Source organism: Streptomyces sp. NPDC051561 (genome assembly GCF_044454195.1).
Lineage (GTDB): Bacteria > Actinomycetota > Actinomycetes > Streptomycetales > Streptomycetaceae > Streptomyces.
The window spans coordinates 535019-559746 of sequence record NZ_JBITDM010000003.1 but is presented as its reverse complement, the minus strand read 5'-3'; the positions used below and the strand labels follow the sequence as shown (position 1 = coordinate 559746).

The following is a 24728-nucleotide window of genomic DNA, read 5'->3' as shown; positions in this document are numbered from 1 at the left end:
CCGGGTCAGTCCTCCTTCCGGCCGAGGCCGAAGAAGCGGGCCTGGAAGATCGTCACGATGGCGATGATCAGCGCCAGGATGATGGCGCCCGCACTGCCGAGCCCGAGGTTCTGCCCCTGCCCGAGCGCCGTGTAGTAGAGGTAGACGAGCGGGGGCCGGGCGTACGGCGGATATCCGCGCGAGTCCGACAGCAGGTTGTAGAACTCGTCGAAGGCCTGGAAGGCGTTGATGACGAGAAGAAGGACAACGGCCACCGAAGTCGCCCGCAGCATCGGGAAGGTGATGTGGCGGAAGACCTGCCAGCCGGGGCGGGCGCCGTCGACGGAGGCGGCCTCGTACAGCGTGGGTGAGATGCGCTGCAGCCCGGCCAGGAAGAGGATCATGTAGAAACCGGCTTGCAGCCACAGTCGTACGGTCACGATGACCAGCCAGTACCAGGGCGGATCGGTCGTCGACAGCCACGCCGTCTGATCCGCGCCGAACCAGCCGAGCACGGTGTTCGCCAGCCCGAACCGCACCCCGCTGAAGATCGACATTTTCCAGATCAGGGCCGCGACGACATAGGAACAGGCCGCCGGGAGGAAGAACACCGACCGGAAGAAGGCCTGCGCGAACTTCAGCCGGTTCACCATCAGCGCGAGGGCGAGCGAGAGCGCGTACGTCGCCGGCACGATGAACGCGGTGAACAGCACGAAGGTACCGAGGCTGCTGGTGAAGGCGTCGTCGCGCAGCATCGCCGTGTAGTTGTCGAAGCCGACGAATTTTGTCGGCGAGACGGTGTTGTGCGCGTCGAAGAAGCTGAGCCAGAGGCTCCACAGCAGCGGAACATAGGTGAACAGGCCCAGCCCGAGGGCGAACGGCCCGACGAAGACCCAGAACCACAGGGTGCGGTTCTGGGTCCCCAACAGCCTTGTTTTCGTCGTGCCGTGCGCCTTCACCGCGCTCACGAAGACTTCTTCTTCACTCGCTGAAGTTCTTCGTTGGTCTTGCGCACGACTGTCTTCAGTTCGGTGTCCGGGTTCGCGCCGTCCTTGATGATGCGGCTCAGCGCGTCCTGGTACGCGCTCTGGCCGGCCGGCGTCCACAGCAGCGGCTGCGCGTAACCGTTGTCGGTGGCGAACCTCACCGCGTCCGCCGCCGCGCCGTCCTTCAGCTTCGACGCCTTCTGGGCCAGCGAGACACGGGCCGGAATGTGGAAGCCGTACGACAGGGCGAAGTCTGTCTGGAACTCCTCCTGCTCGATCCACAACCACTTGATGTATTCCTTGGCGGCCGCCTGCTGCTTGCTGCGCGCACTCACCGCCGCCCCGTACGCCCCGACCGGCACCGAAGGCTTCCCGCTGCCGCCCTCCTTGGGGAACGGCAGCACCCCGAAGTCGTCCCCGAGTGCCTTCTGCACCGCGGGCAGCGCCCACAGCCCCGACCACTGCATCGCGGTCAGCCCCTGGATGAACGCGGAGGGATCGGACCAGTCCGTGGGCGCACCGAGCAGCAGCGACTTGTCGGCGTACAACTGGCGCAGCTTGCCGAGCGCACGGGCGGCCGACGGGTCGTCGAAACCGACCTTGCCGTCCTCGGTGATCAGTGAGAGCCCGGCGGCGTAGAGCGGGGTGCCGCCGAGCGAACCGGCGCCGCCGTCGTTACCGAGGAAGAGCCCCTTGGTCTTCCTGTCGCCCGCCTCGGTCAACTCCTTCGCCGCGTTCACCAGTTCGTCGAGGGTGCGCGGTGGCTGGAGATTGACCTTCTTCAGCATGCTCTTGCGGTAGAAGAGCAGCTGCATGTCGACGACCTGTGGGATCGAATAGATCTTTCCCTCGTACGTCTTCGGGGCGAGCACGGCCGGGTTGAAGTCGTCCTTGACCCCCGCGAACAGATCGGTGAGGTCGACGACCTGGCCGCCCCGGATCTGGTCCAGCGTCGGGCCGTTGACCTCGAAGACATCCGGGCCGCCGTCGGTGAGCAGGGCGGCGGCGGTCTGCTGGTCGTAGTTGCCGGGCCGCCACTGCACGGTGACCTTGGTCTTCTTGTACGCCGCCGCGTAACGCCGCACCGCCTGCTCGGTGCCGGGCTCGCCGTACTGGTGGTACCACTGGGCGAGATCGCCCCCGCCGGTACCTCCCGAACCACCCGTTGCGCCGCCGGAACCACCGTCCCCGCGACCGGTGTTGGAACCGCAGGCGGTGAGCGCGCCGGTCAGGGCGAGGCCGGAGCCTGCGGCGAGGAGGTTTCTGCGACTGATGGACATGGATTGTTCCCCCAGTGGTTGCTCGTCGGACCGGGCCATCGTGAAGCGGGACAGCCCAACGATCAACCATGCAGCGGTTTTACGGCCAGTGTGTTGCGGCGGTATGTCGCTGTGCGGGGACGCCCGTCAGACCCCGGAGCCGGTCAGGCTCAGCAGTTCAGCAGGCTCAGTCAGCGCCGTGCGGCTGCCCTGACCGGACATCGTGTGCGCGGTGCTGCGGAAGCCGTACCGCTTCGGCCGCCCTGGCCAGGGGCCGCCCCGGCTAGGGTTCCAGGAGATCCTTGAGGGCCTGGAGGCGGTCCTTCCAGAAGGCCTTGGCCGCCGCCACCGCGTCGGCGTCCGCGAGCTTGGTGTGGCCGACGGCGAGCAGGGTGCGGTCGGTGCCCCTGGGGGTGACGCCCACGGAGAGGCGGCCCGCGAGGCCCGGACGGGCGAGGTCGGCGGTCAGGGACTTGGCGGGCCGGTGGGTGCGGAGGGCGAATCCGTCCCCCGGGAGCCAGCGGCGGCGTACCGCGTCGTCGGTGAACGCCGCCAGGGTGCGGGCCGGGTCGGCGCGGAGGGTGCGCGACGCGCTGGTCTGCCATACGCCGGTCGACGACTGACCGGGTTGGCGCAGGCCGCGCTCCTGCTCGTAACCGACGGTGACGGACTGGGCGTACCAGCCGGCCATACCGTGCGCCTCGACGAGATGGCGGGCGATCTCGGTGTGGGTGCGGGCGGTGGCGTTCCAGGCGTCGAGTACGGCGAACCAGGCGGGCCAGTCCTTGCCGGTTTCGGCGTGCAGGGCCTCTCCGGAGAGCTTCTCGGTGATCCTCCTGCTGGGCTTGGCGGGGGTTTGCGGAGGGGTTCGGCCGTCCGGGAGGCCGTCGTTCGAAATCTGTGCCATTTTTCTTCCCGGGGAGCGATGAGTATGCGGATCACCCCCGGTCTACATCTGTGAAAGGCGGCGGCACAGGGGCCGCGCCGGACGAGAGAGACGAGAGAGACGATGTCGCAGTACCAGCAGATGATCTTCGTGAACCTTCCCGTCAAGGACGTCGAGGCTTCCAAGCACTTCTTCGCCCAGCTGGGTTTCTCGCACAACAAGCAGTTCAGCGACGAGAAGACCACGTCCGTCGTCATCAGCGAGACCATCGTGGTGATGCTGCTGAGCGAGCCCCGCTTCAAGGAGTTCACCCCGAAGGACATCGCTGACTCCTCGACCCACGCGGAGGCACTCATCGCCCTGAGTGCCGAGAGCCGCGCCAAGGTCGACGAGCTGTGCGACGCGGCCCTGGCGGCCGGTGCCACGCCGTCCAAGGACGCGCAGGACTACGGCACGATGTACGGCCGCTCCTTCCAGGACCTGGACGGGCACAACTGGGAGATCATGTGGATGGACCCGTCGATGGTCCAGGGCTGAGCCGTCCCGGCCTCTCAGATCTCCCGCCGCAGTGCCGGATACGTCACCCCGGTGAGCTGCTCCGACGCCGCCCACAGCCGTTCGCCCGCGACATCGTTCAGGGTCCAGGGCGCCCGCCAGGACGGGGCGGGGGCACCGCGCCGGCGCGGCAGGCGGGTGCCGGTGAAGGAGTCGGGGCGCACCCCGGGGGCGGTGGCGGCGTACAGGGTGGGCAGGGCGCCGGACTCGGGGCTCTGCGCGATGAGGCGCCCGCCCAGCTCGAAGATCCGTTCCACCTGCTTTCGGCCCTCCATGCGGGGCCGGCCGCCATCAGATTGGTGCGGGCGTAGCCCGGGTGCGCGGCGGCCGCGACCAGGTCGCTCTCCCCGGCCAGGCGCCGGGCCAGTTCGTGGATGAAGAGAAGATTGGCCGTCTTGGGCCGGGCGTAGGCCGGCCAACGGCGGTAGCGGCGCTCGCTGTTGAGATCACCGATCTCGACATTGGCGAGGGCGTGCGCCCCGCTGGAGACGCTGACCACCCGGGCGCCGGGGGTGGCCAGCAGGTGGGGCAGCAGAAGCCCGGTGAGGGCGAAGTGGCCGAGGTGGTTGACACCGAACTGGGTCTCGAAGCCGTCGGCGGTACGTCCCTGGGGGAGTGCCATCACACCGGCGTTGTTGATCAGCAGGTCCAGGCGGGGGGAGCCCCCGCTGCCGCCTGCCTCGCCGCTGCCTGCCTCGCCGCTGCCCCCGGATGCGCCGCTGCTGCCTGCCTCGCCGCTGCCCCCGGATGCGCCGCCCCCGCTCTCCTTGCCGTACGACGCCGAGAACTCCCGTACCGAGGACAGGTCGGCCAGGTCCAGCGGCCTGAACTCCACCCGGGCGCCCGGGACTTCGGCCCGGATCCGTTCCTCGGCGCCCCGGCCGCGCCGCTCGTCGCGGCACGCGAGGATCACCTGTGCGCCGCGACGGGCGAGCTCCCGGGCGGTGACCAGCCCGATGCCGCTGTTCGCGCCGGTGACGATCGCGATGCGGCCGCTCTGGTCGGGGATGTCGGTCGCGTTCCAGCCGGTAGTCATCCGGTCAGCGTACGAGCGGGGGTGGGCCGGGCGGCCGGGGGTGGGGTAAACCGAACCCCGGGCTTCCGTGCTGGCACGGTCGAGTCCAGGGCGTACGGCCGCCAGCCTTGAGGCATGGACATCGACACGAGCACGGCCCCCGGCACCGCCGCCTCCCCGATCCCGGCCCCCGCCCCCGTCTCCCCCTCCTCCGCGACCTCGCCGCACCCCGGGCGCCGCTTCCCCGGCGCCACGGAAATCCTCCGGGAGCCGTTCCGTGCCAGGACCTGGCGCGGGGTCGCCTACCTCCTCCTCGCCCTGCCCGTCGGGCTGCTCTGCCTCCCGCTCGCCCTCGTCGGCGGACCGGTCGCGAGAATTCAATTCGGTCTGGCGCAAAGGGTGCTGGGGGAGGGGCCCGCGACCGAACCCCGTGAGCGGACCTGGCTCCCGGGGGTGGCGCACGCGCTGCTCCAGGTGCCGCTGGCACTCGTCGGGGCGGTCGTGGTCGGCTTCTTCTGGTTCGTCGTCGCCATCAACCTCGGCTATCCGCTGCGGCCCGGCAACGACCCCACCGATTCCTGGGGCGGCCCCACCATGGCCGGAGCGTGGGCGGTGCACGGGCTGGCCGGCGGGGTGGGCTTCCTGCTGCTGACGCCGTGGGTCGCCAAGGGGTTCGCCGCGCTCCAGGTGCGGCTGGTGGCCGGGCTGCTGGGGAAGGACCGGGCCGGGCTCGGGCGGGCCATCGGGATCGCGGTGGCGGTGGCCGCGCTCTGCGGGCTGCTGTCCGTGCCGATCATCCATCAGCTTTAGTGGTCACCATGCGCCGCCGCCTCTTCCCCCGGGTCCGCCGCCTCTTCCCCCGGGTCAGGGTTCTGCCTCACGCCAAGGTCCTGCTGTACGCCCTGCTCGCTTGGCCGTTCGCCCTGACGGGCATGGCGCTGGTGCTCGCCGGGCTGCTGGCCGGGGGCATCCTGGCCGTCACGGCGCTCGGGCCGTGGCTGATCGCCCTGACCGTACGCGGGGCGGCCGGGCTGGGTGTGGCCCAACGCGCCCTTTCCCGAGGGCTGTTGGGTGTGGAGATCGAGGAGCCCGTACGCCCACAGGCCGGCGGGCTCCTCGGGTGGCGACGCACCGCCCTCACCGACCGGGCCGGCTGGCGGGCCGTCGGCTGGGCCTTCGCCGCCCCCCTGCTGGCGCTGCCCGCCGTGCTGGCGGTGACGGTCGGCTACGCGTACGGCATCCTCTTCCTCCTCCACCCGCTGCTCAAGCACGTCAACTTCTCGACCGTGCGGGGGAGCGACGGAACCGAGCGGCGGGTCTCCCTGGAACTCTTCGGCGTCCAGATGGACAGCTGGCCGAGGTGGCCGGCGGTCGTCGCCCTGGGGGTGCTGCTGCTCGCGGTCGCCCCCTGGCTGGTCCGCCGGGCCCTCGTACCGTACGGGACCGTCCTGCGCGCACTCCTCGGTCCCGGCGCCGCCGACCGGCGCATCCGCACCCTGGAGGAGACCCGCGCCCAGGCCGTCGAGGACGCGGCGGCCACCCTGCGCCGGATCGAACGCGACCTGCACGACGGCACCCAGGTCCGGCTCGTCGGCCTCGGCATGCACCTCACCATGATCCGCGAACTGGTCACGGACGGCGCGGACAAGGAACAGGTGCTGGCCGTCGTCGAGAGGGCCCGGTCTCACGCCAAACAGGCCGTCGTCGACCTCCGCCACCTGGTCAAGGGCATCCACCCGCCGGTCCTCGACCAGGGGCTCGACGCCGCACTCGCCACCCTGGCCGCCGACTCCCCGCTGGCCGTGACCGTACGGGTGGGGATCACCGAACGGCCCTCCCCTGCGCTGGAATCCATCGCCTACTTCTGCGCCGCCGAGCTGCTGGCCAACGCGGCCAAGCACAGTGGGGCCGGCGCGGTGGAGGTCGAAGTGGCCGCAGAGGCGGGAAGGTTGAGGCTGGAGGTGCGGGACGACGGGTGCGGGGGAGCGGTGGTCGGGGCGGGCAGTGGGCTGAGCGGGCTGCTGGGGCGGATCAGGGCGGTGGACGGCACGCTGGAGTGCGACAGTCCGGCCGGTGGGCCTACGGTGATCGCTGTCGTGCTGCCCTTCCGGTAGGGGCGCAACCGCCCGAGGGAGTCCACCCGCCCATGCCTTCGCATCCCGCTTCGACGCCCGTCCCGCCGCCCCTGCGCGTCGTGATCGCCGAGGATTCCGCACTCCTGCGCGACGGCCTCGTGCAACTGCTGTCGATGCGCGGCGTGGAGGTGGTGGCGGCGGTCGGCGACGCCGAGGCGCTGCTGGCGGCGGTGGCCGAGCACGCGCCGGACGCGGCGGTGATCGACGTACGGATGCCGCCGACGCAGACGGACGAAGGGCTGCGGGCGGCGGTGGAGATCCGGCGGACCCGGCCGGGCGTCGGGGTGCTGATCTTCTCGCAGTACGTCGAGACGCGGTACGCGGCGGAGCTGCTCGGCGGCGGCGGAGGTGGCAGGGGCGGCGCCGGGGTCGGCTATCTGCTGAAGGAGCGGGTCGTCGACGTCGGGGAGTTCGTGGACGCGATCGGGCGGGTCGCGGCGGGCGGCACCGCGCTCGACCCGGAGGTGGTGTCCCAGCTCTTCGGCGCCAGCAGACGGCACCGCGCACTGGACGAGCTGACTGCGCGCGAGCGCGAGGTGCTCGGACTGATGGCGCAGGGGCTGACCAACCAGGCGATCGCGGACAAGTTCATGGTCACCGAGCGCGCCGTCGAGAAGCACGTGGGGAACATCTTCGCCAAGCTGGGGCTCGCGGTGGAGGAGGGCGGCCACCGGAGGGTGCTGGCGGTGCTGAGGTATCTGGAGGGGTGAGCGCCGCTGCCCCGACCCGGGGCGGGGCGGTGACAGCGGCGCTCCGAGGGGGCGGGGTCCGAGGGGGCGGGGTCCGAGGGGGCGGGGCAGATGCTCCGAGCGGTGGAGACAGACAGAGGGGGCGGGTCCGGAAGCGGCGGGTCCGGAAGCCGCCCCCCGCAATGGCCTCAGCCGACCGTCAGCTCGCCCATCTCGCTCCACCCGGCCTGGCCCTCGATCGTCGTGCTGACGATCTCCGGGGTGCGGCGCAGCAGCGGCTGCATCGTCTTCATGGCCGCGCGGAAGTGGTCCGAGTCGACGTGTGCGGAGGCCGCGTCGTCCTGGAACGCCTCGACCAGGGTGAAGGAGGTGGGGTCCTCGACGCTGCGGGACCACTCGAACCACAGGTTTCCGGCCTCGGCACGCGTCGCGGTGGTGAACGCCTCCACGTGCTGCATCCAGGAATCGGCGTACTCGGGCTTAACGGGGAACTTCACGACAATAAAGATCATTGACCCATTCTAGGCCCGCTGGTTAACCGTCCTTCAGCCCTTCCTCAAGGCCGCCTTAAGGATCGGCCGCACTGCTCTGACCAGCGTTTTCGCCCGGCCCGGGCGCCTAGTCTGCCGGACGTGACGATCGAGGCCACCCCACCGCGGACGGACCCGGACTCCTACCCTGCCCTGGCGGCCTATCTGTCCAGCAGGGAGGCCGCCGCCGCCCCCACCGCTCCCGCCGGCGCCGCCCCGTGGGGTGCCGGGTCCGCCGCGGTGGCCCTGGACGTGCCGCCGCGTCTGACCCCCCGTACCGTCCGGACCGGCATCGTCGCCGGGCTCGGGGCGGTCTGCGTGCTGTGGGGTGCGCAGGCGGAACCGTCGTTCCGGCTCGATGTGCTTCTCGCGTCCGGGGCGCATCTCAGCGGGCTGCTCGCCGGATACGGGGTGCTGGTGATGCTCTTCCTGATGGCACGGGTGCCCGCCGTCGAGCACGGCGTCGGCGCGGACCTGCTGGCCAGGTGGCACGCACGGGGCGGGCGGTATGTGCTCACGCTGTGCGCCGGGCACGGGCTGCTGGCGCTGTGCGGTTACGCCGCGCACGGGGGCGCGGACCTGTTCACGGCCGGGGCGGAGCTGCTCGGGTACGGGGGCGTGCTGGCCGCCGCGCTGGGGACGCTGCTGCTGGCGGCCGTGGGCATCACCTCGGCCCGGAGCGTCCGCGGGAAGGTGCGGCACGAGACCTGGCGGGCCGTGCACCTGCTGACCTACCTCGGTGCCGCGCTCGCCTTCGTGCACCAGCTGGCCGGGCCCGACGTGGCGGGCAGCCCGGTGGTGGTGTGGGTGTGGGCGATGATGCACGCGAGCGTGGCGGTGCTGCTGGTCTGGTACCGGGCGGTGGTGCCGGTGCGGCAGGCGTTGCGGCACAGCCTGCGGGTGTCCGAGGTGCGGGACGAGGCGCCCGGGGTGGTGTCGGTGGTGGTGCAGGGCATCGGGCTCGACGAACTGCGGGCCGAGGCGGGTCAGTTCTTCCGGTGGCGTTTCCTGCAACGGCGGGTGTGGCACACCGCGCTGCCGTTCTCGCTGTCGGCGCCGGTGAAGGACGACACGCTGCGGATCACGGTGAAGGCGGCCGGGGACCACACCCGCAGGCTGCGGCGGCTTCGCGTCGGGACGCGGGTCCTGGCGACCGGTCCGTTCGGGGCGATGACCGCGCACCGCAGGACCCGGCGCAAGGTGCTGCTGCTCGCGGGCGGCGTCGGGATCACCCCGATGCGGGCACTCTTCGAGACGCTGCCGGGCGGGCCGGGAGAGCTGACGCTTCTCTACCGGGCCAACAACGCGGGGCAGTTGGTGCTGCGGGCCGAACTGGAGGAGATCGCCAGGGTCAGGGACGCCGGGCTGCACTTCCTGCTCGGATCCTCAGCAGCGGCGTACGACCCGCTCGCCCCGCGGGCCCTGCGCGCCCTGCTGCCCGACCTCGCCGAGCACGACGTCTACCTGTGTGGGCCGCCCGGGATGGCGGACGCGGCGACGGCCTCACTGGTACGGGCGGGTGTGCCCGCGTCCCGTATCCACGCGGAGGTCTTCAGCTTCTAGGCCGTACGTCTTCCACGCCGTACGGCCTCCCCCCGCCCGCCGGGCCGTAAGTCCCCCTCGCGCACCGCACAGCGCGCACCGCACACCGCACACCCCGCACCCCACCCACCCCAGGAGTCACCGTGGCACGCCACCGCAGACCCGTCCCCGCCCGTACCGCGGTCATGACCGCCCGTGCCCGCCGCCAGGTCGCCGCAGGTCTCTTCGGGGCGAGCGCGCTGGCCGCGACCTTCCTCGCCGTCGCCGTCGAGCCCGCCGCGCCGCCGGCCCCCGACCGGGTGCCCCCGGTGAGCGGCGCCGGGCTTGCTCAACTTTCCATCAAGTAAGTGGTGCACGGCACTTGAGCCCCGTACTGTCCTGATCATGCCTGATATCTCGGTCACCGCGGTGATCCTGCTCTGCCTGGCGGCAGCCGCCGCCGGATGGGTCGACGCGGTGGTCGGCGGCGGCGGACTGCTCCTGCTTCCCGCGCTGGTCATGGGGCTGCCGGCCAACATGGCGAGCACCTTCGCGCTCGGCACCAACAAGGCGGTGGCCATCGTGGGAACCACCGGCGCGGCCATCACCTACATCCGCAAGGCCCCGATCGACGTGAGGATCGCGGTACGGATCGGGCTGGCCGCCCTCGCCGGCTCGATGACCGGGGCGTTCTTTGCCGCCGGGATCAGCAACGAGGTCATGCGCCCCATGATCATGGTGGTGCTGGTGGGCGTCGGAACCTTCGTGATCTTCCGCCCGAACTTCGGCACCGCCCCTGCCACCGGCCCCGTCGGCAAGCAGCGGATCCTCGCCGCGATTCTCCTCGCGGGCTGCGGAATCGGCTTCTACGACGGTCTGTTCGGGCCGGGCACCGGCACCTTCCTGGTGCTCGCCCTGACCGCGATCCTGCACTTCGACATGGTCACCGCCTCCGCCACCGCGAAGATCGTCAACGTCTGCACCAACGCCGGTGCGCTCGCGATGTTCGCCTACCAGGGCTACGTGCTGTGGCAACTCGCGCTGCTGATGGCCGTGTTCAACCTGGCGGGCGGCATGTTCGGCGCACGCACCGCGCTCAAGAAGGGCAGTGGATTCGTCCGGGTGGTGCTGCTGGTGGTCGTCTTCACGCTGGTCGCGAAGCTTGCGTACGACCAGTGGGTGGCGTGAGGCCAAAGGGCCCCGCGGCTGCCGCGCCCTTCACCCCCGTGAGGTGGGCGTACGCGACCACATTGCCCCGGTAGCCCTTGCCTTCGACGAAGCCGCCGCCGCAGGTGATCACCCTGAGTTCGGGGCGCGGCGACTTGCCGTAGACCTTGCGGTCCGGGAAGTCCTCGGCGTCGTACACCTCGATCGCGTCGATGCTGAAGACGGCGGTACGGCCGTCCTCGCGCAGTACCTCCAGGGTGTGGCCCTTGCGCAGTGAACCGAGGCGGTAAAAGACCGCGGGCCCGCTCGTGGTGTCCACGTGACCTGCGACGATCGCGGTTCCGGCGGCCCCGGGCGCAGTGCCGTCCTGGTACCAGCCCGCGAGGTTCGGATTTCCTTCCGGCGGTACGTCGAGACCGCCCCCGGCGTCGAGTCCCAGCCGCATCACCGGGGTGTCCACCCGGATCTGCGGGATGCGCAGCCGCACCGGGTCGGACGGCGGCAGTGGGGCGGTCGCGGTGGCCGCCGCGGGCTGTTCACCGGTCCGCGCCCCCGACCGGTCCGCGCGGCCCGGTGCGAACGCCTCGGCCGCACTGGGCTGCGGCGGCGCTGTGGAGTCCGCCGATCCGTCCTGGATCAGCCACAGCCCGCTGAGCGCGGCGATCGTGACCAGGGCGCACTGGGTGCGCAGCCGGGCGGGATCGGCGGCGGGCCGGTCGGCGGCCGGGTGCGCCGGGGCTCGGTGCGCCTGCGTCCGGCGCTTCGGGGGCCGGTCGGGCGGAGTCATCTGCATAGGGGGAGCACTCCCAGTCGTGCGTACGGCCCGCGTTCCCGCCCGGAGCTCATGGTGAAGGGCGGGAACACGGGACGGCGGCGGTTCAGCGGTGCTGCGTCTCCCTCGCCCGGCGACGCAGCAGCCAGGTGCCGCCCACGGCGGACGCGACCAGCACGGCCGCTCCCGCCGCGATCTGGGGGGTGTCGGGGCGCGAGACGCCGCCGGCACCGGTGCGGACGTGACCGGTGGGGCCGGAGTGGTACGGGCTGGGGGAGCCGGAATCCGGCCCTCCCGCCGTCACCCACAGATCGGCCTCGGCCGACTTCACCCCGTCCGTGCAGGACACGCTGATCCGGTACTCGCCCTTGACCGCGTGGGACGGCACGGTGAACTTGCCGACCAGCACTTCCTTGTGGGTGGCCGTCTCCACGGTGAAGCCGCCGACACCGAGCGAGGACGCGTCGCCGCTGCCCGAGCCGCCCGGCCCGCACGCGGTGGTGTTGACGGTGACCTCGGTGCCGGGGGACACGGTCTCCGGGGTGAACTCCAGTTGCCCGGCGGCGGTGTCCTCCGCGTGCGCCACCCCCGCCGTACCCGTCGCACCGGCCGCGCCCAGCGCGAGCACCGCGGTCGCGGCCAGCGCCACGAGGGTGGGCCGGGCGCGGTGGCGGGGTCGGGCGGGGGGCTTGCGCATGGGGTCCTCCGAAGGCGTACCGCTCGCGGCGTCGACGTATCTCTCCCTCCGAGATAAGCGGCGCCGGGCCTGCCGCGCCTGCCGAGACGGCGTACCGGGACGGGTCGGGGGGTGCTGCTTCACTCATACGCCGGGCCGTTATGGCAGGTCAGAGAGGTGACGGGGGCTCAGGAAGGGGGCCGGGCCGAATGGGTGACGGGGCGGGGCGAAAGGGGGAGCTCCGAGCGGAGGCAGCGGGTGGAGAGGGGGATTCCGGCCGCCCCCGACCACCCGGAAAAAAAGAAGATTCCCAGCCGCGCTTGACCTCAAGCCCGCTTGAGGTCGGAGTCTTCTCCACATGGACCTCACGAGCACCGCATCCGCATCCACCGCCCCCGCCAACTCCCCTTCCGACAAGCCCATTCGGGTCGCCGTCATCGTCGCCAGCAACCGCGAGGGGCGCTTCGCCCCGGTCATCTCCCAGTGGTTCCTCTCCCGGGCCGAGGAGTTCGGCGGCCTGGAGGTCGATGTCGTCGACGTGGCCGAGGTCGAGCTGCCGACCGCGCTCTCCTTCAACCCCACCGGCGCCGTACGGGCCGAACTCGCCAAGACCTCGGCCAAGTTGGCGGCGGCCGACGCCTTCGTCGTCATCACCCCCGAGTACAACCACTCCTACCCCGCCGGCCTCAAGAACCTCATCGACTGGCACGGCGCCGAATGGCACGCCAAGCCCCTCGGCTTCGTCTCCTACGGCGGCCTCTCCGGCGGCCTGCGCGCGGTCGAGCACCTGCGGCAGGTCTTCGCCGAGCTGCACACCATGACCCTGCGCGACACCGTCTCCTTCCACGGGCCGTGGGGCCAGTTCGACGAGGACGGCGTGCACACCGACCCCGAGGCATGCAACACCGCCGCCAAGTCCCTGCTGAACCAGCTCAGCTGGTGGGCGCACGCGCTCCGCGACGCCAAGTCCGTCCGCGCCTTCTCGGCCTGATGACACTGAGGACCGGTACCCACCATGTCCGCACTCCCCGCGCTGCTCCGCGTCCACCTGCACCCTTACCGACGCACCCTCGCGCTGGTCGTGGCCCTGCAACTGGCCCAGATCGCCGCGACCCTCTACCTCCCCACCCTCAACGCCGACATCATCAACCGGGGCGTCCTCACCGGTGACACCGGTTACGTCCTGTCCTCCGGCGGCGTCATGATCGCCGTCACGCTCCTCCAGGTCCTCGCCGCCGGCGCGGCCGTCTTCTTCGGGGCGCGCGTCGCGATGGGGGTGGGGCGAGACCTGCGGTCCGCCGTGTTCTCCCGGGTGCAGGACTTCTCGGTGCGGGAGGTCGGCAGGTTCGGCGCCTCCTCGCTGATCACCCGCACCACCAATGACGTCCAGCAGGTGCAGATGCTCACCGTGCTCGCGCTGACCATGCTGGTGGCGGCCCCGCTGATGTGCGTCGGCGGGATCGCGATGGCGCTCTCCCAGGACGTCCCCCTGGCACTGCTGATGCTGGTCTTCGTGCCGCTGCTCGGCGGGGCGGTCGGGCTGATCATCCGGCGGATGCCGCGGCTGATCCGTGGGATGCAGAAGCGCATCGACGCCGTCAACCGGGTCCTGCGCGAGCAGATCACCGGCATCCGGGTCATCCGCGCCTTCGTCCGCGACAAGCACGAGCAGGAGCGGTTCGCCGACGCCAACGCCGACCTGATGCGAGTCTCGCTGCGCACCGGCCGGCTGATGGCGCTGATGATGCCGACCATCCTCCTGGTGTGGGAACTGGCCACCATCGCCGTCATCTGGGTCGGGGGACAGCGCATCGACTCGGGCACCCTTCAGGTCGGCTCGCTGATCGCGTTCCTCGGCTATCTGATGCAGATCCTGATGGCGGTGATGATGACCGCGTTCATGATGATGCAGCTGCCCCGCGCCGCGGTCAGCGCGGAGCGGATCAAGGAGGTCCTCGACACCGAGCCGAGTGTGGCCGAGCCCCTCGCGCCGGTAGCCCGGCTCCACGGACGGGGTCAACTGTCGCTGCGGGGGGTTGACTTCAGCTATCCGGGGGCGGAGGAGCCGGTGCTGGGCGGAGTCACCCTGGACGCGCGTCCCGGACGTACCACCGCGGTCATCGGCTCCACCGGCAGCGGCAAGACCACCCTGCTCCATCTGATCCCACGCCTCTTCGACACCACCGGCGGGCAGGTCCTGGTCGGCGGAGTGGACGTACGGGAAGTGGAGCCGGTGCTGCTGTCGCGCACCGTCGGCCTCGTACCGCAGAAGCCGTACCTCTTCTCCGGAACCGTTGCCTCCAACCTGCGGTACGGCAATCCGGAGGCGACCGACGCCGAGCTCTGGCACGCCCTGGAGGTCGCCCAGGCCAGCGACTTCGTCGAAGCACTCGACGAAGGGCTGGACGCCCCCGTCTCCCAGGGCGGCACCAACCTCTCCGGCGGCCAGCGCCAACGCCTCGCCATCGCGCGGGTGTTGGTGACCCGCCCCGGCATCTACCTCTTCGACGACTCCTTCTCCGCGCTCGACTACGCCACCGACGCGGCGCTGCGGTCAGCCCTGGCGGAGGAGACCGCGGACGCCACCGTGGTGATCGTCGCCCAGCGCGTCTCCACCATCCGCAGTGCCGAGAACATCGTGGTCCTCGACGAGGGCCGGGTCGTCGGCACCGGCACCCACGACGAGCTCATGCGGGACAACCAGACCTACCGGGAGATCGTCCTCTCCCAGCTGACCGAGGAGGAAGCGGCATGAGCATCACCATGGAGAACAGCGAGGAGGCACCGGAGGGAAAGCACGCCGCGGGAAGGAGGGCCGGGAACAAGGAATCCGGCAGCAAGGGGGCCGAGGGCAAGGAGCTTGGGGGCAAGGGGGCCGGGCGCAAGGCGGTCCCCGCCCGGCAGGGGCCGCCGCCGCAGCGCGGTCCCGGTGTGGTCGGCAGTCCGCCGCTGGAGCGGTCCCTCGACTTCCGCCGCTCCGGGCTGCGACTGCTCAGGATGACCGCCCCCGAAAAGCACCTGATGGCGGCCGTCCTCACCGCCGGTGTCCTCGCGGTCGCCCTGGCGGTGGTCACCCCCAAGATCCTGGGCGACGCCACCGACCTGGTGGTGACGGGCGCCAAGAGCCCCGCCGGAATCGACTTCGACGCGGTCGCCCGGGTACTGCTGCTCGCCCTCGCCCTCACCGCCGGCGGCGCCCTCTTCACCTGGATCCAGGCGCGGATCGCCATGGCCGTCGTCCAGCGGCTCGGCTACCGGCTGCGGGAACGTGCCGAGACCAAGCTCGCCCGGCTGCCCCTCTCCTACTTCGACCGCCAGCCGCGCGGCGAGGTCCTCTCCCGCACCACCAACGACATCGACAACATCACCCAGACCATGCAGCAGGCCTCCAGCCAGATGGTCCGCGCCCTGCTCACCCTGGTCGGTGTGCTGGCGATGATGTTCTGGATCTCGCCACTGATGGCGCTGGTCACGCTGGCCACCGTGCCGCTCTCGCTCTACGGGGCGTACGTCATCGGCAAGCGCGCCCAGCCGGAGTTCGTGAAGCAGTGGGCGGTGACCGGCCGGCTCAACGGGCACATCGAGGAGATGTACACCGGGCACGCCCTGGTGAAGGTCTTCGGCCGCAAGAAGGAGGCCATCGCCACCTTCGAGGCGCACAACGCCGAGCTGCACGGGGCCAGCTTCAGGGCCCAGTTCATCTCCGGGATCATGCAGCCCGCGATGTCCTTCGTCGGCAACCTCAACTACGTCCTGATCGCGGTCGTCGGCGGTCTGCGGGTGGCCTCCGGGTCGCTGTCGATCGGCGAGATCCAGGCTTTCGTCCAGTACTCGTACGAGTTCAACGGGCCCATCACCCAGGTCGCCGCGATGGCCAACCTCCTCCAGTCCGGGGTCGCTTCGGCCGAGCGTGTCTTCGACCTGCTGGACGCGCAGGAGGAGTCCCCTGAGCCCCCGGCCCGCACCCGCCGGGAAAGGGTCACCGGCCGGGTCGCGTTCGAGAACGTCGCCTTCCGCTACGAGGCCGGTAAACCCCTCATCGAGGACCTGACCCTCCAGGTCGCCCCCGGCCAGACCGTCGCCATCGTCGGCCCCACCGGCGCGGGCAAGACCACCCTGGTCAATCTGCTGATGCGGTTCTACGAGGTCACCGGCGGACGCATCACCCTCGACGGCACCGACATCGCCACCCTCTCCAGGGAGGAACTGCGGGCGGCGACCGGCATGGTCCTCCAGGACACCTGGCTGTTCGGCGGGACGATCGCCGACAACATCGCGTACGGGGTGCGGGGCGACGTGTCGCGGGCACGGATCGTGGAGGCGGCGATGGCGACGTACGCCGACCGGTTCATCCGCACCCTGCCCGACGGCTACGACACCGTCATCGACGAGGAGGGCGGCAACCTCAGCGCCGGCGAGAAGCAACTCATCACCATCGCCCGGGCCTTCCTCGTCCAGCCGTCCATCCTGGTCCTGGACGAGGCCACCAGCTCGGTCGACACCCGCACCGAGGTCCTCATCCAGCGCGCGATGAACTCACTGCGGCACGGCCGGACCTCCTTCGTCATCGCGCACCGCCTCTCCACCATCCGTGACGCGGACGTCATCCTGGTCATGGAGGCGGGCCGCATCGTCGAGCAGGGCTCCCACCAGGAACTCCTTCACATCGGCGGCAGCTACGCCCGCCTTCACGCCGCCCAGTTCGCTGCCGCGGTCTGACCCACTCACGGCCCAGGTCGCCCGCCCCGTCAGCCCCCTTGGGCGGCGGGGCCGTTGCCCTTTCCCCTTGGGTACGGGGTCGGGACGGGCCGGGGCGGGTGGGGTGCGACTCCGTCGGGGGCCGCCCCCTTGCCCGCCCGTTCCGCCCCCGGGGGCGGCCCCGCCGCCCAAGGGGGCTACCGGGCTACCGGGCTACCGGGCTACCGGGCTACCGGGCTACCGGGCTACCGGGCTACCGGGCTACCGGGCTACCGGGCTACCGGGCTACCGGGCCCTGCTTCGCCCCCGGCAACGTCACCACCGCCACCGCGCCCCCCTCCCCCTCATTGGACAACTCCACCAGCGCCCCCATCGCCCTCGCCTGCCCGAACGCGATCGTCAGCCCCAGCCCCGTCCCCTGCCCCCGCTCCTGAGCCCCCGTCCGGAACCTCTGCGGACCGTCCCGCAGCACCTCCTCGGGAAACCCCGGCCCATGGTCACGGACCACGATCCGAGCCCCCTCGACCCGCACCTCCACCGGATCGCCCCCGTGCCGCCGCGCGTTGACGACCAGATTGGTGACGATCCGCTCCAGCCGCCGCACATCCGTCGTCACCTCCGTGCCGGTCTCCGGCAGCACCACCTCGCACCCCAGCCGCTCCGCCATCCGCTCCACCAGCGCACCCAGCGGATGCACGGCCAGATCCGGAACCTCCGCCCCCGCGTCCAGCCGGGCCACCTCCAGCAGGTCCTCGGTCAGGATGCGCAGGGCGGCCACCCGGTCCCGCACCAGTTCCGTCGGCCGCCCCGGCGGCAACAGCTCGGCCGCGGTCTGCAACCCGGTCAGCGGCGTCCGCAGCTCGTGGGCCACATCCGCGGTGAACCGCTGCTCGGCCTCGATCCGCCGCTGGAGCGACGCGGCCATGGTGTTGAGGGCGGCGGCCAGCTCAGCCACCTCGTCCCCCGAATCCTGTGGCTGCCCCGGCCGCCGCGCGATCCGCGCGTCCAGGTCACCGCCACTGATCCGGCGCGCGGTGGCCGCCGCCTTCCGCAGCTCGCGGCTCAGCCGGGACGCCAGTGCGGCCCCGCCCAGCGCGGTGAGCGCGACCACCAGCAGACCCCAGCCGACCAGCGTGCGGTCGAGTTCGTGGATGTCGTCGCGCTGGGCGTTCAGCGGCAGCCGTACCGACAGCACGTGGGAGCCGATCGGCCGGGCCGCCCATACGGCGGGGTGGTCCCCCGACATGTCGAGATAGGTGTTGCGCCGCCCGGCCCCGGCATCGGCGGCCAGCGGCGCCGGAAGGTCGGCGGAGTCCAGCGCGGACCCGGTGTCCGCGGGGTCCACGTGCCCGGTCAGCTCGTACAGCTGCCGTACCCGGTAGAGCTCGGCGATCGCGGACTCCCCGGCGGTCTCGGCGACCTGGGAGGTACGGGCCTGATGGATCAGCCCGCCGATGGCGAGCGCGACCAGGGCGGCCCCGAGGGCGGGCAGTGCGGCGATCTTCCAGCGGAGGCTGAGCCCGGCGAAGAAGCTGCGGATCCGGCGGATCACCGGGTGGGTCCGGGGGAGGCGGGCCGGTCCTGGGAGGGCCCGGGGGGCGGCTGCGGGGGTGACGGCACGGGGCGGGGGGTGCCCGTCCTGGGGGTGCCGGGCTCCTGGGAGGGGGCGTCCGGGTTGGTCGCGATGCCGGGGGTGCCGTCGCCGTTGTGCCGGACCTCGTTCCGGTAGCTGCGGACCTCGCTGACGGTGATCATCCGGTGGCCGTCCCAGCGGTAGCGAACGGACTGCTCGCCGCCGTCGGTCGCGGAGCTGCGCACCACCAGGTCCACGCCGACGGACTCGATGACCGGGCGTACGCCGCTGGTGTGGAGGATCGGCACGACCTTCCCTTCGCGCACCGTGTACACCGCCATCAGCACCCGCCCGCTCTCCAGGTCCACCGCACTGATCAGTTCGGGGCGCCTGTCGCCGGTCAGGTCCCGCAGTACGGCCGGGCGGACACCGGGCTGCCCCGGCTTCTCGACGACCCCGTGCCGGGTCAGGCGCTTCATGCGCGGGTCGGCGCGCAGCACAGCCAGCTGATCCATCGAGGCGAATCCGCCGGCGGGTACGACGGGAGCGCCCGCCAGCGGTTCCGGTGTGGGCTGCAGCTCGGGGTCGGACACGGCGTCCGAGGGAGAGGACGACTTTGGCGACCAGGCGGGCCACAGTGTCGCGGGCACCGGCTGGGCACTGGCCGCGGGGGCGGGCTCCCCCTTGCCGAGACCGGAGGGCGCGCCACACGCGGTGACGGCGCCGAGCAGCCCGACCGCCACCATGACGTTCGACCTGCGGGTACGCGTACGGGGGTGCATGGGGGTGCCGCCTGAAGAGCTGGTGTACGGGACCGGGTGGTCCCTCGACCCTAACTACTACACATCACGGCAACCGAGACATTCTGTAACAACCACCCTGCGACCCCCCACCCCCATTACCGCAGCCCGCCCCCCCAGACCCTCGACTCACCCCACCGACGCACCCTCCCAATCGAACAGACCCCCACCCACCCCACCCGAACGGGTGTAACCAGTTTGGAAGTTGGCCGCCCCCAATAGGAACCTGCCCCCCATGCACAGCTCCCACCTCAAAACTCTCGTCACCGCCGCCGCCCTCGCCGCCACCTTCTTCGCCCCCACCGGCAAGTCCCACGCCACCGAATCCCTCGCCGCCGAGCCGCACGCCCCCGTGTCCCTCGCCCCCGACTACGCCCAGTGGGTGGGCAAAACCCTGGTCCGCAACGGCGAAAAGCCCCCCACCGGCACCCCCGCCGACCGCCTGGTCCACGAACGCGACATCCCGAAGCCGTACCGCGTCATCACCCCCGGCTCCTTCGTCACCCAGGAGTACAACCCGGACCGCCTCAACATCTACCTCGACGACGCCGGCGTCATCACCCGCGTCAACTTCGGCTGAACCTCACGGCCCCGCACCTCACCACCCCCTGGCCGCCCGCGCGCCGCCTCCCTCACCCCTCACCCCTCCCCGGCACCAGCCCCGCCGTCCACCCCCCGTCCACGGCCAGTTCCGCCCCCGTCACATAGCCGGCCGCATCCGACAGCAGGAAGGCCACGGCCGCCGCGATCTCGTCCGGTACCCCCACCCGCCCCATGGGGGCGGAGGGGTACTTGCCGTCCCCGACCTCGATGCCCACATGGGCCGTCATGGCGGTGTAGGTCATCCCCGGGTGCACCGAGTTGACCCGGATCCGCGCCTCGGCCAGTTCCACCGCCCCGATCTTGGACAGCCCGCGCACACCCCACTTGGACGCCCCGTACCCGGCCGTCCGCGCCATTCCGGTGAGCCCGGCGGCGGACGAGATGTTGACGATCGAGCCGCCGCCGCCCTCCCGCATCACCGGCACCACGGTCCGCATCCCGAGGAAGACCCCCACCAGGTTCACCTCGACGATCGCCCTGAAGCGCGCCACATCGGCGTCCGCGAGCAACTCCCCGCTGGAGATACCGGCGTTGTTGACCAGAGCGTCCAGCCGGCCGAACGCACCGACCGTGAAGGCCACCACCTCCGCCCAGCTCTCCTCGCCGGTCACGTCGTGCACCCGGAAGCGGGCCGCCGCATCCCCCAACTCCGCTGCCAGGCGCTCCCCTTCCTCCTCGCGTACGTCACCGATGACGACCCGCCCGCCGCCGGCCACCACGGCCCGCGCGGTGGCCGCCCCCAGCCCCCGGGAGCCCCCGGTGACCAGTACGACCTTCCCGTCCAGCGCGCCCAAAGCCCTGTCCGTACCGGCCACTTGAACCCACCCGCCTCCCGCTCGTATGCCTATCCGGCATACCTCAATCGGACGGCGGTCAGTGTGTCAGCGCCCCGGCCCGTCTGCCAACGCCTCCGTCACACCCTTTTCCCGCTCACCGAGAAAGTGCGGATCCGGCTTGAACGTGGCGTCCAGCGCGGCCTTTCCGGCGGCGAACATCTCCCGGGCGCCGCCGTAGTACCAGGTCACGTCGTGCTCGTCGTCGACGCCGACCCCGAAGCCGTCCACCCCCGCCGCATCGCACAGGGCGACGGCCCGCCGTATGTGGAAGCCCTGGCTGATCAGTACCGCCCTCTCGACGCCGAAGATCTGCTTGGCCCGCACACAGGAGTCCCAGGTGTCGAACCCGGCGTAGTCGCTCACGATGTGCTTGTCCGGCACCCCGTGGCGCACCAGATAGCCACGCATCGCGTCCGGTTCGTCGTACTCCTCGCGTCCGTTGTCCCCGGTCACCAGCACCACGCGGACCTTGCCCGTCCGGTACAGCTCCGCCGCCGCGTCCAGCCGTCGCGCCAGGTACGGGGTCGGCTCGCCCCGCCACAGTCCCGCCCCGAAGACGATCGCCACCTCCCGCTCCGGTGCCCGGTCCACGTCCCCGATCCGGCCGCCGGTCGCGGCGTACGTCCAGGTCGAAGGCAGCAGTGCCAGCACGCACCCCGCCATCACGGCCTGGACGAGGCGCCGTCTGCCGCGCCTTCCCGAGGGCGGAGCAGGCAGCCTGGGCCGCTTCACCTCGATGCGCCAGAGCCGCATGACATTCCCCCCGGTGGTACGTGCCGATCTCTCTGCCTTGTCGACGCCCGGGCGGGCGCGATAGTTCCGCGCACCACCCGCGAGGTGCGGCCGGAGACCCGGCGCGGGGCTCGGAACGGTCCCCTCCGGGCGTTGTCGGACCGAGATAAAACTCGCGTGAATTGCGGGCGCATGCCATGGATTCCCCGGGGCACACGTCTGCCTGGAGGTTGATAACTATGGTTCCCCTGCTTCTCGTACTGCTGCTGATCCTCATCCTTTTCGGTGCCGGATTCGCAGTCAAAATTCTCTGGTGGATAGCAATTGCCGTACTGGTGCTTTGGCTGCTCGGATTCGTTGCCCGGTCCGGTGGCAGCGGGGGCCGCCGTGGCCGCTGGTATCGCTGGTAGGCGAGGTGTGACAGTGGAGGCGTAGTACTGCGGTGAATGCGGGTGGCCCGGACGGAAAATCGTCCGGGTCACCCGCATTTGCGCTGTGCGCGCGAGGGCGGAGGGTGGGCGGCGGATGGCTGTGGGATGAATTCCGGTCGAAGTGGCCCGGCCCGTGTAGGCGATGCGAGTCGGGGCACTCGACCGGCGGCAGGGAATTCCGCAGGCTATCGAGCGGATGATTCCCCCCGATTGAACGCACTGTCCGGGCGCACCGCCCGAACGCAGAAGTTCCACTGCCGACGATGAAGGAGCTATTCATGAGCGAGAACATCTGGGGCTACCAGCCGACCACCGGCTACCAGTCCGGCACCAGCCTGGCCGGATTCAAGGTCGAAGCCACCGACGGCAGCATCGGCAAGGTCGACAAGCACTCCGACGAGGTGGGCTCCGCCTACCTCGTCGTCGACACCGGCGTCTGGATCTTCGGCAAGCACGTCCTGCTGCCGGCCGGCACGGTCGAGCGCATCGACACCGCCGACAAGAAGATCTACGTCGGCCTGACGAAGGACCAGATCAAGGACGCGCCCGAGTTCGACAAGGAGAAGCACATCGGCGACCCGGGCTACCACGAGCAGATCGGCGGCTACTACGGCAAGCACCGTCGTATCTGACGCAGTGCGTGCGGCCCGGCCACGGGCCCAGGACCCCGCGGGGCCGACCGGGAATCACTCCGGCCGGCCCCGTTGGCCGGGGACCCCTTTTCCACTGGAGTCCCCGCGCCGTGGCCCGGCATACTCCCCGCATGACGACCGACGGGAATGCCACGCTCCGGGTGGGCGAGGACGACGAGGAACTCACCGACCGGCTCGACAGGGAACTCACCGCCTTCAACAGCGCCGCCACCGGCGCGTACGACGAGAAGGAACTGTCGGTACGGGCCACCGACGCCGCCGGAGAACTCGTCGGCGGACTCACCGGATACACCTGGGGCGGACTCACCGGATACACCTGGGGCGGACTCGGCGCCATCCACATGCTCTGGGTCCGCGAGGACGCCCGGCACGAGGGGTGGGGCAGCAGGCTGATGCGCGCCGCCGAGGCGGAGGTCCTGCGGCGCGGCGGGGACCGCATGACGGTGTCCTCCTACACCTTCCAGGCGCCGGACTTCTACCGGGGACTGGGGTACGAGGAGGTCGGCCGTCAGCCCGGCGTACCCGGCGGGCACGAGGACGTGTACTTCTTCAGGAAACTGGACGGGGCGCAGCGGCAGTAGACGTCACTCCCGCGCAATCCGGCCGCAACGTACGCCCGGGAGGATCCGGAACATGACGACAGAACCGTCCTTACCGCGCGAGACCGACTCCCTGCCCCTCGACAGCACCGCCGAACTCCTCACCCGTATCACCGCCCAGCTCTCCACCCAGCTCGGCCGGATCTCGCCGGACGGCTCCCGGCGCGAGGGCCCCCGGCTTGAGGGCTCCCGGCTGGAGCGGTGGCGGCGCGACGGGCGGCGGGCCGACCGGCCGCGCGCCGAGGGGCCCCGCGGCGCACCGTCGTCGCCCGCACCCGCCTGACCTGCGAGCGGCGGACGAGGGTGACTGTCAGTGCTTGCGGTTACGGTCATGCGTATGGAAAGCACCGCATACGACTCGGCCGCGACGCAGCGCTGGGACGCCGAGCCCGACAAACGGCCCGGCAGGACCGCGTTCCAGCGCGACCGCGCCCGGGTGCTGCACTCCGCCGCGCTGCGCCGCCTGGCGGGCAAGACCCAGGTGGTGACGCCCGGTTCACGCAGTCAGGTGTGGGATTCGAGCCCCCGCACCCGGCTCACCCACTCCCTGGAGTGCGCGCAGGTCGGCCGCGAACTGGGCGCCGCCCTGGGCTGCGACCCCGACCTGGTCGAAGCGGCCTGCCTCTCGCACGACATGGGCCACCCGCCCTTCGGCCACAACGGCGAGCAGGCTCTCAACGACTTCGCCAAGGACGCCGGCGGCTTCGAGGGCAACGCCCAGTCGCTGCGACTGCTCACCCGCCTCGAACCCAAGCGTTTCGTCCGCAGCGAGGCCACCGGCGAGCTGGTCAGCGTCGGCCTCAACCTCACCAGAGCCGCCCTGGACGCCGCCACCAAGTACCCCTGGGCGCGCGGCGGTCACCCCACCGACCCCGACTCGGTGAAGTTCGGGGTGTACGAGGACGACCTCCCGGTCTTCCGGTGGGCGCGCGAGGGTGCCCCCGGCCTCCGCAAGTGCTTCGAGGCCCAGGTGATGGACTGGTCCGACGACGTCGCCTACTCCGTGCACGACTTCGAGGACGGCCTGCACGCCGGCCACATCGACCCGGGCCTCCTCCTCGCCGAACCGGAACGGGCCGAGATCTACCGGGTGGCCATAGGCCGTTACGTCCCCGAGGACACCGACCCCGCCGAACTGGCCGAAGCCCTCGACCGGTTGACGGAACAGGAGTGGTGGCCGCACGGCTACGACGGCTCCGCTCTGGCCCAGGCCCGCCTCAAGGACGCCACCAGCCAGCTCATCGGCCGGTTCTGCCTCGCCGCGGAGAGTGCGACCAGGGCCGCGTACGGCAGCGGACGGCTCACCCGGTACGCGGCGGAGCTGGTCGTCGGGCGCGAGACGCGCAACGAGTGCGCGGTCCTCAAGGCGGTCGCCGACCGCTATGTCATGCAGCGCGACGAGCAGGAACGCCTCCGCGCCGACCAGCGCATCGTGATCGCCGAACTGGCTGAGGCGCTGACCCTGCGGGCACCGGGGGAGGGCCTGGACCCCCAGTTCCGTGCCCTCTTCGACGCGGCCACCGACGACCGCGCCCGCAAGCGCGTCCTGGTGGACCAGATCGCCGCCCTCACGGACTCCTCGGCCCGCTCCCTGCACTCACGCCTCACGACCCGGCGCTGAAGCGGGTCGTGC

27 protein-coding genes are annotated in these 24728 nt (G+C 71.3%); 16 read left to right on the top strand and 11 right to left on the bottom strand.

The window, feature by feature from the left end:
* Nucleotides 1-5: 5 nt before the first annotated feature.
* From ACIA73_RS10705 to ACIA73_RS10695, 3 genes are all read right to left on the bottom strand, one after another.
* On the bottom strand, nt 6-938 hold the full coding sequence (locus tag ACIA73_RS10705; RefSeq protein ID WP_399438063.1) for a carbohydrate ABC transporter permease: 933 nt from the start codon (nt 936-938) through the stop codon (nt 6-8).
* Nucleotides 939-943: 5 nt separating this feature from the next.
* Nucleotides 944-2245, bottom strand: coding sequence for an ABC transporter substrate-binding protein (locus ACIA73_RS10700; protein ID WP_399437987.1), 1302 nt, complete (start codon nt 2243-2245; stop codon nt 944-946).
* Between the two features lie 262 nt (nt 2246-2507).
* Entirely contained in the window at nt 2508-3131 is a 624-nt protein-coding gene (locus tag ACIA73_RS10695) for a hypothetical protein (RefSeq protein WP_399437985.1), read from the bottom strand.
* 102 nt (nt 3132-3233) lie between these two features.
* Here ACIA73_RS10695 and ACIA73_RS10690 point away from each other — a divergent pair, with 102 nt between their 5' ends.
* Nucleotides 3234-3647, top strand: a complete 414-nt coding sequence (locus tag ACIA73_RS10690) for a VOC family protein (protein ID WP_399437984.1) — start codon at nt 3234-3236, stop codon at nt 3645-3647.
* Between the two features lie 97 nt (nt 3648-3744).
* Here ACIA73_RS10690 and ACIA73_RS10685 read toward each other — a convergent pair whose 3' ends face one another.
* Nucleotides 3745-4701: an SDR family NAD(P)-dependent oxidoreductase gene (locus tag ACIA73_RS10685; protein WP_399437983.1), complete on the bottom strand. Its 957-nt coding sequence runs from the start codon at nt 4699-4701 to the stop codon at nt 3745-3747.
* Between the two features lie 114 nt (nt 4702-4815).
* On the opposite strand from ACIA73_RS10685, the gene ACIA73_RS10680 reads away from it, so the two are divergent.
* The 3 genes from ACIA73_RS10680 to ACIA73_RS10670 are packed head-to-tail and all read left to right on the top strand — an operon-like array spanning nt 4816 to nt 7525.
* Nucleotides 4816-5490 carry a sensor domain-containing protein gene (locus ACIA73_RS10680; protein ID WP_399437982.1) on the top strand — a complete coding sequence of 225 codons (675 nt, stop codon included), beginning with the start codon at nt 4816-4818 and terminating at the stop codon, nt 5488-5490.
* An 8-nt stretch (nt 5491-5498) separates the two neighbouring features.
* On the top strand, nt 5499-6794 hold the full coding sequence (locus ACIA73_RS10675) for a sensor histidine kinase (RefSeq protein ID WP_399437981.1): 1296 nt from the start codon (nt 5499-5501) through the stop codon (nt 6792-6794).
* Between the two features lie 32 nt (nt 6795-6826).
* Entirely contained in the window at nt 6827-7525 is a 699-nt protein-coding gene (locus tag ACIA73_RS10670) for a response regulator transcription factor (RefSeq protein ID WP_399437980.1), read from the top strand.
* Between the two features lie 167 nt (nt 7526-7692).
* On the opposite strand, the gene ACIA73_RS10665 is transcribed toward ACIA73_RS10670, so the two are convergent.
* Entirely contained in the window at nt 7693-8016 is a 324-nt protein-coding gene (locus ACIA73_RS10665; RefSeq protein ID WP_399437979.1) for a putative quinol monooxygenase, read from the bottom strand.
* Between the two features lie 258 nt (nt 8017-8274).
* On the opposite strand from ACIA73_RS10665, the gene ACIA73_RS10660 reads away from it, so the two are divergent.
* The 3 genes from ACIA73_RS10660 (at nt 8275) to ACIA73_RS10650 (ending at nt 10743) form a co-directional block, all read left to right on the top strand.
* A complete protein-coding gene (locus tag ACIA73_RS10660) occupies nt 8275-9597 on the top strand; it encodes a ferric reductase-like transmembrane domain-containing protein (RefSeq protein WP_399438062.1) in 1323 nt (440 codons plus the stop codon).
* A 122-nt stretch (nt 9598-9719) separates the two neighbouring features.
* Nucleotides 9720-9923, top strand: coding sequence for a hypothetical protein (locus ACIA73_RS10655; protein WP_399437978.1), 204 nt, complete (start codon nt 9720-9722; stop codon nt 9921-9923).
* Between the two features lie 37 nt (nt 9924-9960).
* Complete coding sequence (locus ACIA73_RS10650; RefSeq protein ID WP_399437977.1) at nt 9961-10743, top strand: sulfite exporter TauE/SafE family protein; 783 nt, start codon at nt 9961-9963, stop codon at nt 10741-10743.
* On the opposite strand, the gene ACIA73_RS10645 is transcribed toward ACIA73_RS10650, so the two are convergent.
* Together ACIA73_RS10645 and ACIA73_RS10640 are read right to left on the bottom strand one after the other, a co-directional pair.
* Complete coding sequence (locus tag ACIA73_RS10645) at nt 10700-11515, bottom strand: class F sortase (RefSeq protein ID WP_399437976.1); 816 nt, start codon at nt 11513-11515, stop codon at nt 10700-10702. The two genes, ACIA73_RS10650 and ACIA73_RS10645, sit on opposite strands and share 44 nt — an antisense overlap.
* 85 nt (nt 11516-11600) lie before the next feature.
* Nucleotides 11601-12191, bottom strand: a complete 591-nt coding sequence (locus ACIA73_RS10640) for a hypothetical protein (protein ID WP_399437975.1) — start codon at nt 12189-12191, stop codon at nt 11601-11603.
* A gap of 337 nt (nt 12192-12528) precedes the next feature.
* Between ACIA73_RS10640 and ACIA73_RS10635 the strand changes: the two genes are divergently transcribed.
* The 3 genes from ACIA73_RS10635 to ACIA73_RS10625 are packed head-to-tail and all read left to right on the top strand — an operon-like array spanning nt 12529 to nt 16889.
* Entirely contained in the window at nt 12529-13161 is a 633-nt protein-coding gene (locus tag ACIA73_RS10635) for an NADPH-dependent FMN reductase (RefSeq protein WP_399437974.1), read from the top strand.
* Between the two features lie 24 nt (nt 13162-13185).
* A complete protein-coding gene (locus tag ACIA73_RS10630; RefSeq protein ID WP_399437973.1) occupies nt 13186-14925 on the top strand; it encodes an ABC transporter ATP-binding protein in 1740 nt (579 codons plus the stop codon).
* The gene (locus ACIA73_RS10625; protein WP_399437971.1) at nt 14922-16889 is read left to right on the top strand and encodes an ABC transporter ATP-binding protein; all 1968 of its coding nucleotides are present in this window, start codon (nt 14922-14924) and stop codon (nt 16887-16889) included. Before ACIA73_RS10630 ends, ACIA73_RS10625 begins: the two co-directional genes overlap by 4 nt.
* A gap of 256 nt (nt 16890-17145) precedes the next feature.
* On the opposite strand, the gene ACIA73_RS10620 is transcribed toward ACIA73_RS10625, so the two are convergent.
* Nucleotides 17146-18420, bottom strand: a complete 1275-nt coding sequence (locus tag ACIA73_RS10620; protein ID WP_399437970.1) for an ATP-binding protein — start codon at nt 18418-18420, stop codon at nt 17146-17148.
* Nucleotides 18417-19223 carry a hypothetical protein gene (locus ACIA73_RS10615; protein ID WP_399437969.1) on the bottom strand — a complete coding sequence of 269 codons (807 nt, stop codon included), beginning with the start codon at nt 19221-19223 and terminating at the stop codon, nt 18417-18419. The genes ACIA73_RS10620 and ACIA73_RS10615 overlap by 4 nt, the downstream gene beginning before the upstream one ends.
* Nucleotides 19224-19476: 253 nt before the next feature.
* Here ACIA73_RS10615 and ACIA73_RS10610 point away from each other — a divergent pair, with 253 nt between their 5' ends.
* Nucleotides 19477-19821: an I78 family peptidase inhibitor gene (locus ACIA73_RS10610; protein WP_399437967.1), complete on the top strand. Its 345-nt coding sequence runs from the start codon at nt 19477-19479 to the stop codon at nt 19819-19821.
* A 52-nt stretch (nt 19822-19873) separates the two neighbouring features.
* Here the strand turns inward: ACIA73_RS10610 and ACIA73_RS10605 are convergent, their stop codons facing one another.
* Both ACIA73_RS10605 and ACIA73_RS10600 read right to left on the bottom strand, forming a co-directional pair.
* On the bottom strand, nt 19874-20638 hold the full coding sequence (locus ACIA73_RS10605) for a glucose 1-dehydrogenase (RefSeq protein ID WP_399438061.1): 765 nt from the start codon (nt 20636-20638) through the stop codon (nt 19874-19876).
* 87 nt (nt 20639-20725) lie between these two features.
* The gene (locus ACIA73_RS10600; protein ID WP_399437966.1) at nt 20726-21433 is read right to left on the bottom strand and encodes a vancomycin high temperature exclusion protein; all 708 of its coding nucleotides are present in this window, start codon (nt 21431-21433) and stop codon (nt 20726-20728) included.
* A gap of 218 nt (nt 21434-21651) precedes the next feature.
* Here ACIA73_RS10600 and ACIA73_RS10595 point away from each other — a divergent pair, with 218 nt between their 5' ends.
* From ACIA73_RS10595 to ACIA73_RS10575, 5 genes are all read left to right on the top strand, one after another.
* Nucleotides 21652-21822 (top strand): hydrophobic protein, encoded by a 171-nt coding sequence (locus ACIA73_RS10595; RefSeq protein WP_399437965.1) that lies wholly within the window; start codon nt 21652-21654, stop codon nt 21820-21822.
* 299 nt (nt 21823-22121) lie between these two features.
* The gene (locus tag ACIA73_RS10590; RefSeq protein ID WP_399437964.1) at nt 22122-22475 is read left to right on the top strand and encodes a PRC-barrel domain containing protein; all 354 of its coding nucleotides are present in this window, start codon (nt 22122-22124) and stop codon (nt 22473-22475) included.
* A 131-nt stretch (nt 22476-22606) separates the two neighbouring features.
* Nucleotides 22607-23077 (top strand): GNAT family N-acetyltransferase, encoded by a 471-nt coding sequence (locus ACIA73_RS10585; protein WP_399437962.1) that lies wholly within the window; start codon nt 22607-22609, stop codon nt 23075-23077.
* A gap of 52 nt (nt 23078-23129) precedes the next feature.
* Nucleotides 23130-23378, top strand: coding sequence for a hypothetical protein (locus ACIA73_RS10580; RefSeq protein WP_399437961.1), 249 nt, complete (start codon nt 23130-23132; stop codon nt 23376-23378).
* Between the two features lie 54 nt (nt 23379-23432).
* On the top strand, nt 23433-24716 hold the full coding sequence (locus ACIA73_RS10575; protein WP_399437960.1) for a deoxyguanosinetriphosphate triphosphohydrolase: 1284 nt from the start codon (nt 23433-23435) through the stop codon (nt 24714-24716).
* Nucleotides 24717-24728: the final 12 nt, after the last annotated feature.